Below are 16,801 nucleotides of genomic sequence, written 5' to 3' on the forward strand. Positions count from 1 at the left end.
GCTGCTCGCCCGCCTCGCGCGCCATCCGCCGCCATTGCACGAGGCCGAAGGCGTTGGTCGGCTGGTTGCCGAGGAAGACGTTCTCCGCGACCGTCAGGTCGGGCGCGACGCTGAGCTCCTGGTGCACCATGGCGATGCCGGCGGCGTGCGCATCGCGCGCCGAGCGAAAATGCATCTCCTGGCCGTCGACCAGGAAGCGGCCGGAGAACTCGGTGTGCACGCCGGCGATGATCTTCATCAGCGTGCTCTTGCCGGCGCCGTTCTCGCCGACGAGACCATGGATCTCGCCGGGATAGAGCGCGAAGTCGACACCACGAAGCGCTTCGACGCCGCCGAAGCTCTTCGTGATGCCCTGCAGTTCCAAGATGGGCTGTTGTCCCACGCTCATGAAAGATCTGGACGCTCAGATCAGGAAGTGATCCTGCATCCACTGCATTCCGGCGGCGTTGGCCTTGGTTACAACCGGACCGTCGGTGACGACGTTCTTCGGGATGCCTTGTCCGCTCTTCTCGCCGCCGACCACGGCGGAGACGCCCGCGACGATCGCGCCGCCATGGATGCGGCAGGACGGATTGCGGACGGTCGCGAACATGCGGCCTTCGCTGACCGCCTGGATCGCCGGCGGCATGGCGTCGACCCCGCCGATCAGGATGTTGGTGCGATTGCGCGCCTTCATGATGTTGGCGGCGGCCAGCGCCATGTCGTCATTGTGGAAGAAGGCCGCATCGATCTGCGGGTATTTGGTCAGATAGGTCTCCCAGAGACGGGCGGTCTTCGAGACGTCCCAATCGGCCGGCTGGGTGTCCAGCACTTCGATGCCCGGGAATTGCTTGACGACCGAGTTGAAGCCCTTGGCGCGGCCCTGCGCACCGGTGTGGCCGAGCGCGCCCTGCGTCATGATGATCTTGCCCTTGCCGCCCATGGCGTTGCACAGCGCCTGTGTCACCGAAGCGCCCATGAACTCGTTGTCGGGAGCGAGGAAGGAATGGACGTTGATCTGATCGAGCGGCGCGATCAGCGTGTCCATGTCGATCACAGGCGTGCCGGCATCGATCATCTTCTGCACCGGCTGGGTGAGGGTGCCGATGCCGAAGGCCTGGATCGCGACGAAGTCCCATTTCTGCGAGGCCATGTTGTCGATCGCCGCGCGCTGCTTCACCGCATCGAGCTGCCCGTCGAACCAGGTCACCTCGACATTGAACAGCTTGCCCCAGAATTCCGCCGCCTGCTTGCCTTGCGCGCACCAGGTGGCCTGGAGGCCGGCGTTGGAGAACGCCGCCTTCAACGGCTTCTCGCTGCGTCCGACTGCGGCCAGTGCGGGGTTTATGCCCATGCTGCCGAGGATGGCAGCTCCGGCGCCGGCGGCCGCAGCCGCCTGAAGAAGATCGCGCCTGGTCGTCGAGAAATCTTTCGTCCCGGACATCGCTCGCTCCCATATATTTTGTCGTCGGCGCGTCATTGGTAGCGCTACCGATCTCCGAAAGTCTCTCACAAGAGTTGTTCGCACTCAATCTGCATTCAGCCGCAGTGTCGTCGCAGCCCGCGCGTTGGTGCAGCGCAAAGCGTCAGATGGCCGCGGCGGCGAATGCGTCGATCTCGGCGAGCAATGTATCCCAGGACTGCGCGATCTCGGGCGTCCATTCATCGCCGAGCAGATCGCGGAGCGCATCCCTGATGACGGCGAAGAACGCGTTGAACAGCTCGCGCGGCGTGCCATAGGCGTCGTGCGAGGCGACCTCGCACGCGATTAGCCGGAAATGCCCGCGGCGCTCGCCGGCGAAGTCGAGAATCGCCTCGATCGTCAGCGCCAGCATCGTCCCCTTCACGAGGTCACCGCCGTCCGTGCGGAACATCGCCTGCGTTTCCGGATGGAGGTCGAACAGACGTCGATAGACGAACGGCGTGAGGTCGGCGCAGCGCGAGGCCGCACGTTCGAAGCTGTTTTCGATGAGAAGAGAGGCCGCGTTCATCGACGGTTCAGCGCCGCGGGCAAAAAAAAGAGCGGGGCCCTGGCCCCGCTCAAAAATTGTGTCGACCCTATTATCCCCGATCTTAAGATTTGATCTTGATTGACGGGGCGACGCTGCGTTTTGCGCGCCAGGGGCTCCTCCCGAGACTTGGACCACCAGGCCTCGACCTCGCGGTCAGCGCCTGAGCAAGAGGGATGCTAGATCAACTTTTCTCACTTGTCATCATTTTCGGCAACGAATGTTCAAAATAGGAGCAGCTGACGAAACGTTCGGGCTTCTGCCTACCTAAACATATGACAGATATAAGAAATTTGTGGATGGCCGGGCAGGTTTGCCTCAGATACCGGCCGGGCTCGGGTGTAGGGCGGTCCGGCCACAGCTTTCGAGCAATTTGCGCGGGACCAAGCGGGCGGCGGAACTGGCCTCGACTCGGCTGCGCCCGAGTGATTAGTTAGCGCACGAACGAATGGTCCGGCGGATGCGCGCACGCCTGCAAAAATTTCTGCCTCTGGTCCTGCTCGCCCTGGCGATGCAGGTGCTGGCGCCGATCGCCGCCTGTCTCGCGGCCGGCCAGGCTGCGGCCGATCCGTTCTCTGCAGGCGTCATCTGCCATAGCACAAGTGAGCAGGGCGGCCCGGTTGATGAGACCGGGACACCGGCCGCAAAAGCTGGCGCATGTGCGCTTTGTTGCCTCGCGCACGCTGACGCTTCGCTTGACGCGCCGCCCCATGCGGCGTTCTCAACTCCCGTCCGCCCCATCGCCCGCATCGTCTGGCACGTGGCGAACGCGCCCGTCCTCGCCGCCATCGACGGTTCGAGCGCTTGGGCGCGCGCTCCCCCTCGCATTTCCTGATCCGCGAAACCTTCAGCTCCGCGCCGGCTTCGGCCGTGCCGGGATCGCTATGCACCGGCTCTCTGCCGGCATCAGGAATGACCTCATGCCTCGTACAGGCTTCTTTCGACTGCTTTCCGCACGCAAAATTCTGCTTGCCTCAGCTTCTGCCCTCGTTGTGCCATCCAACGCAATCGCGGAGGAAAACCGACGCGAGCTTCCTCCCGTCACAGTCGACGCGCCGCGGGAGAAACGGGCCTCACCAGCCCGCGCACAGCGAACGCCCGCGCGATCAACGCGGGCCCACGCGCCCGCAACTGCGCGTCCGCAACCGACGGCAGCTTCCGAAGGGACCCCTGGCCCTGGTGCCCTGGCGGTTCTCACCGCCCAGCAGGCACTGAGCGAGATCAACCAGACGCCGGGCGGCGTAGCGCTGGTCGCAGCGGAGGCCTACCGGAATTCGACTCCCGCCAGCACGATCAAGGATGTCCTGGACTACGTTCCCGGCGTGTTTGCGCAGCCGAAATGGGGCGACGACACCCGGCTTTCGATCCGCGGATCCGGCCTGTCGCGCAATTTCCATCTGCGCGGCGTGCAGCTTTACATGGACGGCATCCCGATCAATACGGCGGACGGCTACGGCGATTTCCAGGAGATCGACCCGACCGCCTACAAATACGTCGAGGTGTACAAGGGCGCGAACGCGCTGCAGTTCGGAGCCAATTCGCTGGGAGGCGCCGTCAACTTCGTGACGCCATCGGGACGCGACCGATTTCCGAATGGAGTCTCGCTCGACGTGGGAGCCTTCGGCTTCAGGCGACTGCAGGCCAATGCAGGAGGCGCCAACGGGCCGTGGGATGGTTTCGTCACCGCATCGACGCAGGCGACGGACGGCTTCCGCGATCACAGCTTCGGCTCGGGCAACCGCGTGAGCGGCAATGTTGGCTACCAGTTCTCGCCGGATTTCGAGACGCGATTCTATCTCAACGCCAACGAGGTGCGGCAGCGCATTCCAGGAACCGTCACCAAGGCGTCTGCCTTGACCAATCCGGAGGCCGCGGCTCCGGCGAACGTTGCGCTGGACCAGCAGCGCAACATCGACACGATCAGGCTGGCAAACAAGACGACGATCCGATTCGACGACACCAGGTTGGAGTTCGGCGCTTTCGGCGTCGACCGGCACCTCATGCATCCGATCTTCCAGTGGCTCGATTATCGCTACAAGGATTATGGCGGCTTCGCGAAGGTTACGGACGACCGCATCATCGGCGGTTACCGCAACAGGCTGGTTGCGGGCGTCAACCTGTTGAACGGCAGGATCGACAACCAGCAGTTCGCCAACATTGCCGGACAGAAGGGGGCATTGCTGTCGTCGTCGATCGATCGCTCGGAGAACACCTCGGTTTACGTTGAGGACAGCTTCTACTTTCTGCCGAATGTCGCCGCGATCGCCGGCACGCAATTCCTGCATGCGACCCGCAATCGGCAGGACCGGTTTCTCAGCGACGGCGACCAGTCGGGAGCAACCCGCTTTGATCTGTGGTCGCCGAAGGCGGGCCTGCTGTGGCAGATCGACCCGACGTGGCAGGCCTTCGCCCATGTTTCGCGGAGCGCCGAAGTGCCGAGCTTCGGCGAGAGCGCGCGCGGTCCTGGCATTCCGACGATTCCGTTCACCAGCACCCGCCCGCAGATTGCGACGACCTACGAGATCGGGACGCGCATGCGACGGCCCGACTATTCGTGGGAGTTGACCGCCTATCGCGCCGATATCCGCGATGAGCTGCTGTGCCTGTACAGCGCGTTCGGCAATTGCAACGTGACCAATGCCGACCGAACCTTCCACCAGGGCGTCGAGGCGGGGGCAGGGGCAGCAATCTTCCGCGATATCTTCGTGACAGGAGGCGCGCCCGACAAGGTGTGGCTCAACCTCGCTTATACTTACAGCGATTTTCGCTTCGACAGCGACACGGCGTTCGGCAACAACCAGCTGCCCGGCGCGCCGCGTCACTATTTGCGCGCCGAGTTGCTCTATAAGCATCCGACCGGGTTCTATGCTGGTCCGAACGTCGAATGGGTGCCGCAGGCCTATTTTGTCGACAGTATGAACACGTTGACGACCGAGCCGTATGCACTGCTCGGATTGAAAGCGGGCTTCGACAATGGCGGGCCGTTCTCCGCCTATATCGAGGGTCGAAACCTCACCAACAGGACCTACATTGCAAGCGTCAGTATCATCGATCGCGCCACCGCGACGTCGGCGTTGTTCGAGCCAGGTGCGGGCCGGGCGGTCTACACCGGAATGAGGTATCGATGGTAAAGCGCACTGAGGCTGCCGAAACCACCAAGACCGACCGTGCTCGATCAGATCAAAGCCGAGGGAACCAAATGAACAGGATCAATCTATCACTTCTCGCCGTCGCCATGCTGCTCGGCACCAGCGCGAGGGTCGCAGCCGAGGACGTCAAGGCCGGCGATCTCGTCATCTCGCAGGCCTGGAGCCGGGCGACGCCGGGCGGCGCCAAGGTCGCCGGCGGCTATCTGACCATCGAAAACAAGGGGAGCGCCGCCGACAGGCTGGTCAGCGTGTCCGCCGATATCGCAGGCAAGGCCGAGATTCACGAGATGGCCATGGACAACGGCGTGATGAAGATGCGCGCGCTCGACAAGGGACTGGCGATCGAGCCCGGCAAGACCGTGAAGCTCGCCCCCGGCGGCAATCATTTGATGCTTCAGGAGCTGAAGGGGCCGTTCAAGCAGGGCGACAAGGTGCCGGTGACGCTTCAGTTCGAGAAGGCCGGAAAGGTCACCGTTGCCCTCGACGTCCAGGGCGTCGGCGCGCAAGCACCGGGCGGTGGGGGGCACTCGGGTCACATGGACATGAAGAAAATGCCGGATCATTCGGGAATGAAGATGAAATGAGACTGTTCTGGACTCTCGGGAGACCGAATATGTCGAAGCGATGCTGCCTGATTCTGATTGCCGCGGTCGCCGCATCACCAGTGGCGGCGCATGTCTCTCTCGAGACCAAGCACGCCACAATCGGCGCGTCCTACAAGGCGGTGTTCACCGTGCCGCATGGCTGCGCGGGCTCGCCGACGGTGAAGCTCCGCGTGCAGATTCCGGAAGGGGTCATCGCGGTGAAGCCGATGCCGAAGGCCGGCTGGACCATCGACGTCGTCGAGGGCAAATATGCGGGGGAATACGACTATCACGGCAACAAGCTCTCGTCCGGCGTCAAGGAGGTGGCGTGGTCCGGCGGTAAGCTGGCGGACAAGAACTATGACGAGTTCATCATGCAGACGGTGCTGACCGACAAGCTGAAGGCGAACACGACCTTGTACTTCCCAGTGGTTCAGGAATGCGAGACCGGCGTTCGTCGCTGGATCGAGATCCCAACCGAGGGGTCAAGCCATTCGCATGAGGGCAAGTCGCCGGCGCCTGGCGTCAAGCTCCTGCCGAAACCCTGATGCGCCTCCTCGCAGCGCTCGCGACGCTGCTCTTCGCTGCGGGCTTCGCGAGCGGTGCGCTCGCGCATGCGGCGCTGATCTCGGTCGAGCCGGCGAGCGGCAGCACGCTCGCGACCGCGCCCAAGGTGGTGGAGCTGCGGTTCAACGAACCGGTAACGCCGGGCGCGATCCGGCTGATCGACGGGACGGGCAGGGCGCGGGACGAGACGCGCGTCAGTGCGTCCGGCGACACGATTTCGATCCAGATGCCGGCGGATCTGCCTGAGGGGACCGCGGTCGTCAGCTATCGCGTGGTCTCGCAGGATGGCCATCCGATCGTGGGATCGGTGATGTTTTCAGTCGGCATGCCGTCGGAGACGAAGCCGTCCGCGAGTACTGACCATTGGTTGGCCGCGCTGATCTGGCTGGCGCGCGTTGGCCTCTATCTCGGTCTGTTAATAGGCGTCGGCGGTGTGTGGTTTGCGCGCTGGATATCATGGTCTCTGGTCGGCATGACCGTGCCGCGCATGGCGCTCGCGGTCGGCCTTTCCAGCGCGGTGGTGTCGCTCGGTGCGCTGGGTCTCGATCTCCTCGGCCTGCCGCCGGCGGCGCTCGCGACGGCCGCGCCTTGGAAGGTCGCGGTGGCAACCAGTGCCGGCCGCGCGTTTCTAGTTGCTGCCGCCGCGATGCTGTTCGCTTCGCTGGCGCTCCGCAGCGCATGGTCTTCGCGTGCTCTTGCGATCATGGCCATGGTCGGTGTGGGCCTGTCGCTCGCCATGAGCGGGCATGCCGCAACGGCGCCGCCTCGAATGATGATGCGACCGGCGATGTTTCTTCACGGCCTGTGCGTTGCGCTGTGGATCGGCGCTCTTGCTCCCCTGGCGGCATTGCTGTCGAAGCCGACGCCGGCAACACTCGCCGTCGTGAAGCGCTTCTCGGGCATCGCCATGCCGGCGGTCGGCGTGCTGGCATTGACGGGCCTCGCCCTTGCGATTGTTCAGCTCGAAAAATTTTCGGCGTTGGTCGAGACCCGCTATGGCCTCATCCTCTCGATCAAGCTCGGCCTGGTTCTCATGCTGCTCGCACTTGCGGCGCTCAACCGCTTCCGCCTCACTCCGGCACTCGCCCGCGATCGTGGAGCCCAAGCCATCCTCAAGCGCTCGATCCTCCTCGAATGCGTGATCGCCCTCGCCATCTTCGTCGTCGTCGCCGGCTGGCGCTTCACGCCGCCGCCGCGAACGATCATTCCGGAGACGCCTTTGGCGATCCACATCCACGGCGACAAGGCGATGTTCCAGGTGCTGGTGTCGCCTGGAAAGGTCGGCAAGGACGATTTCGTGCTCCAGCTCATGACCGGCGAGGGGACGCCCCTGGCGGCCAAAGAGGTGACGTTGACCCTCAGCCTGCCCGAGCGCGGCATCGAGCCGATGGAGCGGGACGCCTTGCTCGGACCGGATGGCTACTGGCACGTGCGCAAGGTCGAGCTGCCCTTCGCCGGCCGCTGGCGTGTGCGCATCGAGGCGCTCGTGAGCGATTTCGAGAAGATCACGCTGGCGGACGAACTCGAAGTGCCACCGCCCTAGGCTCACCGGCTTTGCTGAGCACGGTGCTCCTGAAGTCAAACCTGAAGGCAACGGAAAAATGACAGGTATTTCGAAACGTTTGCGGCTTTTCCTCATTCCCGTCTTGTGTTTTCGCTCCCAATCCGGTTTCACTGCAGGCGATCACTGATTCCCAGAGTATTACCATGCGGTTGTCGCGGTTCTTTCTGCCCATCCTGAAGGAAAATCCGAAAGAGGCGGAGATCGTCTCGCATCGGCTGATGCTGCGTGCCGGCATGATCCGGCAGGAGGCGGCGGGCATCTATGCCTGGCTGCCGCTCGGCTTTCGCGTGCTGAAGAAGATCGAGCAGATTGTGCGCGAGGAGCAGAATCGCTCCGGCGCGATCGAGGTCTTGATGCCGACGCTCCAGCTCGCCGACCTCTGGCGCGAGAGCGGCCGCTACGACGCCTACGGCCCGGAGATGCTGCGCATCGCCGACCGCCACAAGCGCGAGCTGCTGTACGGACCGACCAACGAGGAAATGATCACCGAGATCTTCCGCGCCTATGTGAAGTCCTACAAGAACCTGCCGCTCAATCTCTATCATATCCAATGGAAATTCCGCGACGAGCAGCGTCCGCGTTTCGGCGTAATGCGCGGCCGCGAGTTCCTGATGAAGGATGCCTATTCCTTCGACCTCAACGAGGCCGCGGCGCGCGTCGCCTACAACAAGATGTTCGTCGCATACTTGCGCACCTTCGCGCGGATGGGGCTGAAGGCGATCCCGATGCGCGCCGAGACCGGCCCGATCGGCGGCGATCTCAGCCACGAGTTCATCGTGCTCGCCGAGACCGGCGAATCCGGCGTGTTCATCAATCGCGATGTGCTGGACCTGCCGGTGCCGGGCGAGGACGTGGATTATGAGAGCGACCTGACGCCGATCATCAAGCAATGGACCTCGCTCTATGCGGCGACCGAAGACGTCCACGATGCCGCGCGGTTCGAGCAGGAGGTGCCCGTGGACAAGCGGGTGAACACCCGCGGCATCGAGGTCGGCCAGATCTTCTATTTCGGCACCAAATATTCCGAGCCGATGAAGGCGCTCGTGGCGGGGCCTGATGGTGTCGACGTGCCGATCCATGGCGGCTCGTACGGTGTCGGCGTCTCGCGCCTGCTGGGTGCCATCATCGAGGCTTGCCATGACGATGCCGGCATCAAATGGCCGGAAGCGGTGGCACCGTTCCGCGTCTCGATCCTCAACCTGAAGCAGGGCGATGCGGCCGTCGATGCGGCCTGCGAGAAGCTCTATGCCGAGCTCACGGCCAAGGGCGTCGACGTGCTCTATGACGACACCGATCAACGCGCCGGTGCCAAATTCGCCGCCGCCGACCTGATCGGCATCCCCTGGCAGATCATGATCGGGCCGAAGGGGCTCGCCGACGGCAAGGTCGAGATCAAGCGGCGCAGCGACGGCACGCGCGAGACCATGTCGCCTGCCGACGCGGTTGCAAGACTTGTGGGCTGAGAAGGCTGATCGGCTGAATATTGTTCATCGCGCGATATCGCGGCCGCCAATCCGGCCACAATTGACCCCGAATCATGGGATTATCGAGCGATGGATGAGACCATGACCGAAACCGTGCAAACCGCGCCTTTCGCGCCCTTCGAGTGGATGCTGTCGGCGCGCTATTTGCGGGCGCGGCGGAAAGAGGGATTCATCTCGGTCATCGCCGGGTTCTCCTTTCTCGGCATCATGCTCGGCGTTGCGACGCTGATCATCGTCATGGCCGTGATGAACGGCTTCCGCAAGGAGCTGCTCGATAAGATCCTGGGCCTCAACGGCCACATCCTGGTCCAGCCCCTGGAATCGCCGCTGACCGACTGGAAGGACGTTGCCGACCGCCTCAGCCAGGTCGAGGGCATCCGGCTCGCGGCGCCGGTGGTTGACGGTCAGGCGCTGGCGTCATCGCCTTGGAACGCCTCGGGCGTCCTGGTGCGCGGCATCCGCTCCGACGATCTCAACAACCTCACCTCGATCGCCAAGAACATCAAGCAGGGCTCGCTCGAGGGGTTTGACGAAGGGCAGGGCGTTGCGATCGGCCGGCGCCTCGCCGATCAGCTTTCGCTGCATGCCGGCGACAGCATCACGCTGGTGGCGCCGAAGGGCGCAGTGACGCCCATGGGAACGACGCCGCGCATAAAACCGTACAAGATCGTCGCGGTGTTCGAGATCGGTATGTCCGAATACGATCTCGGCTTCGTGTTCATGCCGCTTGCCGAGGCGCAGGCCTATTTCAACCGCAGCAACGACGTCACCTCGATCGAGGTGTTCACGACCAACCCCGACAGGATCGACGCCTTCCGCAAGGCGGTGACGGAGGCGGCGGGCCGGCCGATCTTCCTGGTCGATTGGCGGCAGCGCAACTCGACCTTCTTCAACGCGCTCCAGGTCGAACGCAACGTGATGTTCCTGATCCTGACCATGATCGTGCTGGTTGCCGCGCTCAACATCGTCTCCGGCCTGATCATGCTGGTGAAGGACAAGGGCAGCGACATCGCGATCCTGCGCACCATGGGCGCCTCGCAGGGATCGATCATGCGGATATTCCTGATCACGGGCGCTTCGATCGGCGTGGTCGGCACGCTGGTCGGCTTCTGCGTCGGCCTCGTGATCTGCGTCAACATCGAATCGATCCGGCAATTCCTCTCCTGGCTGACCTCGACCGAGCTGTTCTCGCCGGAGCTCTACTTCCTGTCGAAACTGCCCGCCGAGATCGACGTCGGCGAGACCACGGCCGTCGTCATCATGGCGCTGACGCTGTCGTTCCTGGCGACGCTCTATCCGTCGTGGCGCGCCGCGCGCCTCGATCCCGTCGAAGCGCTCCGGTACGAGTGAGGGACTGATGGAGCAGCAGCAGGGGGCAGAAGATGTACCGGTCATTTATCTCCACGAGATAAAGCGGCAGTACTTGCAGGGCGAGGTGCCGCTGACGATCCTCGACGGCGCCAAGCTGGCGCTGTGGGCCGGCCAGTCCGTCGCCCTGGTGGCGCCGTCGGGCTCGGGCAAGTCGACGCTGCTGCACATCGCGGGGCTGCTGGAAGCCCCCGATTCCGGCGAGGTCTATGTCTCGGGCGCACCGACTTCGCAACTGCCCGACATCGAGCGCACCCAGCTGCGCCGCACCGATATCGGCTTCGTCTACCAGTCGCACCGGCTGCTGCCGGAGTTCTCGGCGCTCGAGAACGTCATGCTGCCGCAGATGATCCGCGGCCTGAAGAAGTCCGAGACCGTCAAGCGTGCCAAGGAGATCCTCGGCTATCTCGGCCTCGGCGACCGCATCACCCATCGTCCGGCTGAGTTGTCCGGCGGCGAGCAGCAGCGCGTCGCCATCGCCCGTGCAGTAGCCAACGCGCCGCGCGTGCTGTTTGCGGACGAGCCGACCGGCAATCTCGACCCCGGCACCGCCGAGCACGTGTTCCAGGCCTTGATGCAGCTGGTCAAGGCGACGCGCGTGTCGATGCTGATCGCGACCCACAACATGGAGCTCGCCGGCCGCATGGACCGGCGCGTCTCGCTGTCGAACGGCCAGGTGGTCGAGCTCGACTAAAGAGCTCGAAAACAACCCCATGCACAGTAGCCAAGTGCTTGGTGAGACTTCCGAAAAAAATCGAAGACGGCGGTCCGTCGCCGCCTCACAATTCAGGGCCTGATCACCGTCAATTTGAACGGTCCGCCATTGGCGGCAGCATGCGCCACGGCTTCGTTGGCGTGGTCGAGATCGAAGGTCTCTGTCTCGTACTCTTCCAGCCGCAGCAGCCCGGCACGCACCAGTGCGATCAGGCGGCTGGCCGCATCGGGCGGATACATCCAGACGCCGTGGATGCTGATGCAGTTGCGCATGATCCAGGGGTAGGGCAGCTCGAGGCCCGGCCCGCCCGCCATGCCGACGCCACCCATCAGCACGACGCGTCCGTAAGCGCGGACCGTCATGACTGCCGCGCGCACGACAGTCGGGCTCACCGAGGGCGGCATGATGTCGAAGACGCAGTCGATCGGCCCCGGTGCGGCGCGCTTCATCGTCTCACGGTCGTCGTCCTCGTCACCCGAGAGCTTGACCGGCTTCACCCGCGCCCCGAAGCGGCGGACGAGGTCGGCGAGGATCCGTTCGTTGCGGCCCGGCGCGACCACGCAGGCTGCGCCCATCGCCAGCGCGACGGAGACGGCGGCGCTGCCGAAATTGCCGGTGGCGCCGCTCACCAGCACGGTCTCGCCCGGGCGAAGGTTTGCCGCAAGGAAGCCGCCATAGGGCACCAGCAGCGTGCCCAGCGCGCACCATTGTGTCGCCTGCTCGGACGTGATCGGGCCGAGGGGTTTGACGTTCTCGGTCGGCACCCGCATCTGCTCGGCGAAGGAGCCGTGGCGAAAGTGCTGTTGCAGGCGCATGCCGCCGGGTCCCGCGGCGGTCAGGCCCTGCAGGGCGATATCCGGCGCCGCGGCGTCATCGCGCGAGCGCACTGTCGGATCGCAGAACACCCAGTTGCCGACGGCAAGCCTGGTCGCGTCCGGACCGATCGCGCGCACGCGGCCGATGCCGCCTGGGCCTGGAATGATTGGCAGGTCGAGCGCGTAGTTGCGCGTCCCGTCGAAGACCTCGTTCATGTAGGACAGCACGCGCGTCGCGACGACGTCGACGATGACCTCGCCGGTGCCGAGCACCGGTTCGGGGACAGTCTCGATCGCCAGCGGCGAGCCGAAGGATTTGAGTACGGCAGCTTTCATGATGTTCACCTCGAGGTCGGGTGAAGTCCGTATGCGCTGCCCTGGCGGAAGTCAGCAAGGCCTGGTATTATCCTAGTATTTCATAGGCCCTCCATCGCCGGGACACCCGCCATGGTCGATCCACGCCGCGTTGAATTCGGGGACTTCCTGAGGTCCCGCCGCGAAAAGCTGTCGCCGAAGGCGGTCGGGCTTCCGGTGGGCCGGCGCCGGCGCACCGCGGGGCTGCGCCGCGAGGAGGTTGCGCAGCTCGCCGGCATCGGCGTCGACTGGTACATCCGTCTCGAGCAGGGCCGCACGGTCAGCCCGTCCGTGACCACCGTGGATGCGCTGGCCCGGGCCCTCCGTCTCAGCAAGGCCGAGCACGCCCACCTCAAGGCGCTGGCGCGCGAGCCCGCAAGGAGCCCCTTCACCCGCGAGATCGTGCCTCCGCCCATTCGTCGCATGATCGAGAGCCTGCATCAGCCGGCCTACATCACCGGCCGGCGCTGGGACGTGCTGGCCTGGAACGATGCGGCCGAGGAGGTGTTCGGGTTCGGGCGATTGCCGGAGCAGGATCGCAACACGCTGCTTCTTATGTTGACGAACAAGCAGACGCGAAAATCCTATGGCGCCGGCTGGACCGACGTAGCCAAGGCGATGGTGGCGATGTTTCGCGCCAATCACGACGTCTGGGCCGGCGATCCCGCCTTCACGGAGCTGCTGACGCGGCTGCGCGAGAGCAGTCCGGAATTCGTCGAATGGTGGGAGGCGCACGACGTTCGCAGCACCATCTCGGGCCGCAAGACCATGAACCATCCGACCAAGGGCGTGCTGCACTTCGAGCACACCAGCTTCCAGGCCAATGACGATCCCGCGTTGAAGCTCGTGATCTATACGCCGGTCTAAGCCGCCTTTGAGAGCGCGCTTCCGCCGCATCACGCCACGTCGGCTAAGCAGCATCCGGAGCACCCCCCTTGCGCCGGGGAACCTAAGGGCAATCCTACGGTTACCGTTTCATCGGTGTGCAGGTGGAGCGAGGGACGTGTTCGGGGATGAGCGATGACGACAACGACCGGGATGCCCTCGGCCGAACGCAACGCCGTCTTAGCCGCCCTCGGCGACCATATTCGAGAGATCGGCAGCCCCGACGATCTCGCCTATGCGGCGGCGGAGCTGCTGGGCCGCAGCCTCAATGTCAGCCGGGCAGGTTACGGCACCGTCGATACCTCCGCAGAGACCATCACCATCGCGCGCGACTGGAATGCGCCTGGGATCTCGAGCCTGGCCGGCGTGCTGCGCTTTCGCGACTATGGCAGCTATATCGAAGACTTGAAGCGGGGTGAGACGGTCGTCTGCGCTGATGCTGAAAAGGACGCTCGCGTCGGCGACCGCGCCCGAGCTCTCGAGGCGATCTCGGCGCGCGCATTCGTCAACATGCCGATCTCCGAGCCCGATGGGGTCGTGGCGCTGCTCTACATCAACAATGCCACGCCGCGCGAATGGACCCCGGCGGAGCTCGAGCTCATCCGCGAGGTTGCCGAACGCACCCGCACCGCCGTTGAACGTCGCCGCGCCGAGAGCGCGGTGCGCCAGAACGAAGCGCGGCTCCTCTTCCTGGACGCTCTCAACAAGGAAACGGCCAAGACGCGCGATGCAGACGGCGTCATGGCAGTGACGACGCGAATGGTCGGTGAGTATCTCGGCGTCTCCAACTGCGCCTATGCCGACATGGATCCTGATCAGGACGGCTTCACCATCCGCGGGGATTGGGCTGCCCCCGGTGCGATGCACATAGTGGGGCACTACAGCCTTGCCGACTTCGGCGAGAAGGCGGTGCGAGAGCTGGGCGCCGGCCGCCCCCTCATCATCAACGACAATCTGAAGGAGATCGCCCCCGAGGAAGCCGCCACCTTCCAGCGCATCGGCATCGGTTCGACGATCTGCATGCCCTTGGTGAAGGAGGGGCGCCTGACCGCCTTGATGGCCATTCATCACCGTGGCCCGCATCTTTGGACGCCGCGCGAACTTGCCTTGCTCACCGAGGTGACGGAGCGATCATGGGCGCACATCGAGCGCGTCCGATCGGAGCAGGCGGCGCGCGAAGCTGCCGAGCGGCTCGTCCTCGCCAACAAGGCCGCCGGAATCGGCACCTGGGACTACGATCCGGTCAACGACATTCTTCGATGGGATAACCGCTGCAAGGAGGTGTTCGGTCTCTCACCGGATGCCGAGGTCAGCTACGAGGGCTCATTCCTGAAGGGCATCCATCCCGACGACAGGCAGCGCGCCCATGAGGCCGTCTCGACCGCGTTACAGCCCAATTCTCCGGGAAGCTACAACATCGAATACCGCACCATCGGTATCGAGGATGGTGTCGAGCGCTGGATCGCCGCAACGGGTCACGCGATCTTTTCTGACGGCCACGCCACGCGATTCATCGGGACCGTGCTGGATATATCCGCGCAAAAGAAGACCGAGCGTCATCTGAGGATCCTCAACGACACGGGAGCGTCGGTTGCCCGCGAACGCGATCTCGAGAGGATCGTGCAGATCGTGACGGATGCCGGCGTCGAGCTGACGGGCGCCCAGTTCGGAGCCTTCTTCTACAACGTCCTGGCCGCGGACGGCGGCAGCTACATGCTGTATTCGCTGTCCGGCGTGCCGCGATCCGCTTTCGAAAACTTCCCGATGCCGCGCGCCACCGCCGTGTTCGAGCCGACCTTCAAGGGCACGGGCGTGGTGAGGTCGGACGACATCCTGCAAGACCCGCGCTATGGCAAGAATGCGCCGCGGAAAGGCATGCCCGAGGGCCATCTTCCGGTCCGGTCCTATCTGGCGGTCCCCGTGATCTCGCGCAGCGGCGAGGTGCTCGGTGGGCTTTTCTTCGGTCATGCGGAGGTCGGTCGATTCCACGAGGAGCACGAATCCGCATTGCTCGGCATGGCCGGCCACGCCGCGACCGCGATCGACAATGCCGGGCTGCTGACCAGGCTCGAAGCGCTCAATGCCGAGCTGGAGCAACGTGTCGCCGACGAGATCGCCGAGCGCATGAAGGCCGAGGAGCAATTGCGGCAATCGCAGAAGATGGAAGCCGTCGGGCAATTGACCGGGGGGATCGCCCACGACTTCAACAACATGCTGGCCGTCATCCTCGGCAGCTTGAATCTCGCCAAACGGCGGCTCGGCAAGGGCGAGCTCAACATTGACCGCTTCTTGGATAGTGCAACGGATGGTGCGAACCGTGCCGCCACGTTGACGCAAAGATTGTTGGCGTTCTCGCGGCAGCAGCCTCTTGCGCCCGAGGTCGTGGACATCAACAAGATGGTCGGTGAGATGAGTGAGCTGCTCGAGCGCTCGCTCGGCGAGCTCGTCCGTCTCGAGACGGTCCTCGCGGCTGGCCTTTGGCGCGTCAAGGCAGACCCTGCCCAGCTCGAAAGCGTTCTCGTCAATCTTGCTGTCAATGCACGCGATGCCATGCCTAAGGGTGGCAGGCTGACGATCGAAACCGCCAACGCCTCGATAGATCGGAAATATGCCCGCGAATACGCGCTGCAGCCCGGGCAGTACGTGCTCATTGCGGTGACGGACAACGGCACGGGCATTGCGGCGGACGTGCTGGGAAAGGTCTTCGATCCGTTCTTTACGACCAAGGTCGTCGGCAAGGGGACTGGACTTGGCCTTAGCCAGGTCTACGGCTTCGTGCGGCAGTCGGGCGGTCATGTCAAAATCTATTCGGAGGTGGATGTCGGTACGACCGTGAAGATCTATCTTCCACGGTTCGCGGGCCAGGAGCCTGTCTCAACTCCGTCGCACGGCGTGCCACATCCCGGTGCAAGTCCGCAGAGTGAGACCATCCTCGTCGTCGAGGACGACGAGCGGGTCCGCGGCATCTCGTCCGAAAGCCTGCGCGAGCTTGGTTATACCGTCGTCGAGGCCGCCAGCGCCCGGGAGGCGATCGGCAAGATCGAAGGCGGTTTCGTTCCGGATCTGCTGTTCACAGACGTCGTCATGCCCGACATGACCGGTGCCGAACTCGCGGCCGAGCTGTCGAGACGATACCCGGATCTGAAAGTGCTGTTCACCACCGGCTACACGCGCAACGCGATCGTCCACAATGGCGTGCTCGATGCCGGCAAGCATTTGCTGTCCAAGCCCTTTGCGATCGAAGACCTGGCCGCCAAGGTCCGCTCCCTGCTCGACGAGGGGTGAATGAATGTTGCGCGTTGAATCGTCCCCGGCGATGTCCGATGGC

The 16,801-nt window shown here is 64.2% G+C and carries 14 protein-coding genes; 10 read left to right on the forward strand and 4 right to left on the reverse strand.

Going from position 1 to position 16,801, the window contains the following annotated elements; translation table 11 throughout:
- From XF30_RS19595 to XF30_RS19605, 3 genes are all read right to left on the reverse strand, one after another.
- On the reverse strand, positions 1-388 hold a 388-nt coding region (locus tag XF30_RS19595; RefSeq protein WP_146207800.1), incomplete at its 3' end, for an ATP-binding cassette domain-containing protein.
- Positions 389-403: 15 nt separating this feature from the next.
- Entirely contained in the window at positions 404-1,423 is a 1,020-nt protein-coding gene (locus XF30_RS19600; RefSeq protein WP_036010114.1) for a sugar ABC transporter substrate-binding protein, read from the reverse strand.
- Positions 1,424-1,565: 142 nt separating this feature from the next.
- Complete coding sequence (locus XF30_RS19605) at positions 1,566-1,970, reverse strand: globin (RefSeq protein WP_109143597.1); 405 nt, start codon at positions 1,968-1,970, stop codon at positions 1,566-1,568.
- A 478-nt stretch (positions 1,971-2,448) separates the two neighbouring features.
- Here XF30_RS19605 and XF30_RS19610 point away from each other — a divergent pair, with 478 nt between their 5' ends.
- The 8 genes from XF30_RS19610 (at position 2,449) to XF30_RS19645 (ending at position 11,398) form a co-directional block, all read left to right on the forward strand.
- Positions 2,449-2,823 (forward strand): DUF2946 family protein, encoded by a 375-nt coding sequence (locus tag XF30_RS19610; RefSeq protein ID WP_192893192.1) that lies wholly within the window; start codon positions 2,449-2,451, stop codon positions 2,821-2,823.
- An 85-nt stretch (positions 2,824-2,908) separates the two neighbouring features.
- Complete coding sequence (locus XF30_RS19615; protein ID WP_109145780.1) at positions 2,909-5,119, forward strand: TonB-dependent receptor domain-containing protein; 2,211 nt, start codon at positions 2,909-2,911, stop codon at positions 5,117-5,119.
- A gap of 68 nt (positions 5,120-5,187) precedes the next feature.
- Positions 5,188-5,721 (forward strand): copper chaperone PCu(A)C, encoded by a 534-nt coding sequence (locus XF30_RS19620; protein ID WP_109143599.1) that lies wholly within the window; start codon positions 5,188-5,190, stop codon positions 5,719-5,721.
- 29 nt (positions 5,722-5,750) lie between these two features.
- Positions 5,751-6,269 (forward strand): YcnI family protein, encoded by a 519-nt coding sequence (locus XF30_RS19625; protein ID WP_036010104.1) that lies wholly within the window; start codon positions 5,751-5,753, stop codon positions 6,267-6,269.
- A complete protein-coding gene (locus XF30_RS19630) occupies positions 6,269-7,831 on the forward strand; it encodes a copper resistance CopC/CopD family protein (protein WP_109143600.1) in 1,563 nt (520 codons plus the stop codon). The genes XF30_RS19625 and XF30_RS19630 overlap by 1 nt, the downstream gene beginning before the upstream one ends.
- A 164-nt stretch (positions 7,832-7,995) precedes the next feature.
- The gene (gene proS, locus XF30_RS19635; RefSeq protein ID WP_109143601.1) at positions 7,996-9,315 is read left to right on the forward strand and encodes a proline--tRNA ligase; all 1,320 of its coding nucleotides are present in this window, start codon (positions 7,996-7,998) and stop codon (positions 9,313-9,315) included.
- Positions 9,316-9,405: 90 nt separating this feature from the next.
- Positions 9,406-10,686, forward strand: coding sequence for a lipoprotein-releasing ABC transporter permease subunit (locus XF30_RS19640; RefSeq protein WP_036010095.1), 1,281 nt, complete (start codon positions 9,406-9,408; stop codon positions 10,684-10,686).
- Positions 10,687-10,693: 7 nt separating this feature from the next.
- Positions 10,694-11,398, forward strand: a complete 705-nt coding sequence (locus tag XF30_RS19645) for an ABC transporter ATP-binding protein (protein ID WP_109143602.1) — start codon at positions 10,694-10,696, stop codon at positions 11,396-11,398.
- A 92-nt stretch (positions 11,399-11,490) separates the two neighbouring features.
- Here the strand turns inward: XF30_RS19645 and XF30_RS19650 are convergent, their stop codons facing one another.
- Positions 11,491-12,570 carry a zinc-binding dehydrogenase gene (locus XF30_RS19650; protein WP_192893193.1) on the reverse strand — a complete coding sequence of 360 codons (1,080 nt, stop codon included), beginning with the start codon at positions 12,568-12,570 and terminating at the stop codon, positions 11,491-11,493.
- Between the two features lie 111 nt (positions 12,571-12,681).
- Here XF30_RS19650 and XF30_RS19655 point away from each other — a divergent pair, with 111 nt between their 5' ends.
- Together XF30_RS19655 and XF30_RS19660 are read left to right on the forward strand one after the other, a co-directional pair.
- Positions 12,682-13,455, forward strand: a complete 774-nt coding sequence (locus tag XF30_RS19655) for a helix-turn-helix transcriptional regulator (RefSeq protein ID WP_109143604.1) — start codon at positions 12,682-12,684, stop codon at positions 13,453-13,455.
- A gap of 153 nt (positions 13,456-13,608) precedes the next feature.
- Complete coding sequence (locus XF30_RS19660; RefSeq protein WP_109143605.1) at positions 13,609-16,758, forward strand: GAF domain-containing protein; 3,150 nt, start codon at positions 13,609-13,611, stop codon at positions 16,756-16,758.
- Positions 16,759-16,801 lie beyond the last annotated feature (43 nt).

The organism is Bradyrhizobium sp. SUTN9-2, from assembly GCF_003122645.1.
Classification (GTDB): Bacteria; Pseudomonadota; Alphaproteobacteria; order Rhizobiales; family Xanthobacteraceae; genus Bradyrhizobium; species Bradyrhizobium yuanmingense.

What these genes read in the sequence shown, in the direction of transcription:
- XF30_RS19600 (WP_036010114.1), bottom strand. Translation starts at nt 1,423, where the DNA reads ATGTCCGGGACGAAAGATTTCTCGACGACCAGGCGCGATCTTCTTCAG.
- XF30_RS19605 (WP_109143597.1), bottom strand. Translation starts at nt 1,970, where the DNA reads ATGAACGCGGCCTCTCTTCTCATCGAAAACAGCTTCGAACGTGCGGCC.
- XF30_RS19610 (WP_192893192.1), top strand. Translation starts at nt 2,449, where the DNA reads ATGCGCGCACGCCTGCAAAAATTTCTGCCTCTGGTCCTGCTCGCCCTG.
- XF30_RS19615 (WP_109145780.1), top strand. Translation starts at nt 2,909, where the DNA reads ATGCCTCGTACAGGCTTCTTTCGACTGCTTTCCGCACGCAAAATTCTG.
- XF30_RS19620 (WP_109143599.1), top strand. Translation starts at nt 5,188, where the DNA reads ATGAACAGGATCAATCTATCACTTCTCGCCGTCGCCATGCTGCTCGGC.
- XF30_RS19625 (WP_036010104.1), top strand. Translation starts at nt 5,751, where the DNA reads ATGTCGAAGCGATGCTGCCTGATTCTGATTGCCGCGGTCGCCGCATCA.
- XF30_RS19630 (WP_109143600.1), top strand. Translation starts at nt 6,269, where the DNA reads ATGCGCCTCCTCGCAGCGCTCGCGACGCTGCTCTTCGCTGCGGGCTTC.
- proS (WP_109143601.1), top strand. Translation starts at nt 7,996, where the DNA reads ATGCGGTTGTCGCGGTTCTTTCTGCCCATCCTGAAGGAAAATCCGAAA.
- XF30_RS19640 (WP_036010095.1), top strand. Translation starts at nt 9,406, where the DNA reads ATGGATGAGACCATGACCGAAACCGTGCAAACCGCGCCTTTCGCGCCC.
- XF30_RS19645 (WP_109143602.1), top strand. Translation starts at nt 10,694, where the DNA reads ATGGAGCAGCAGCAGGGGGCAGAAGATGTACCGGTCATTTATCTCCAC.
- XF30_RS19650 (WP_192893193.1), bottom strand. Translation starts at nt 12,570, where the DNA reads ATGAAAGCTGCCGTACTCAAATCCTTCGGCTCGCCGCTGGCGATCGAG.
- XF30_RS19655 (WP_109143604.1), top strand. Translation starts at nt 12,682, where the DNA reads ATGGTCGATCCACGCCGCGTTGAATTCGGGGACTTCCTGAGGTCCCGC.
- XF30_RS19660 (WP_109143605.1), top strand. Translation starts at nt 13,609, where the DNA reads ATGACGACAACGACCGGGATGCCCTCGGCCGAACGCAACGCCGTCTTA.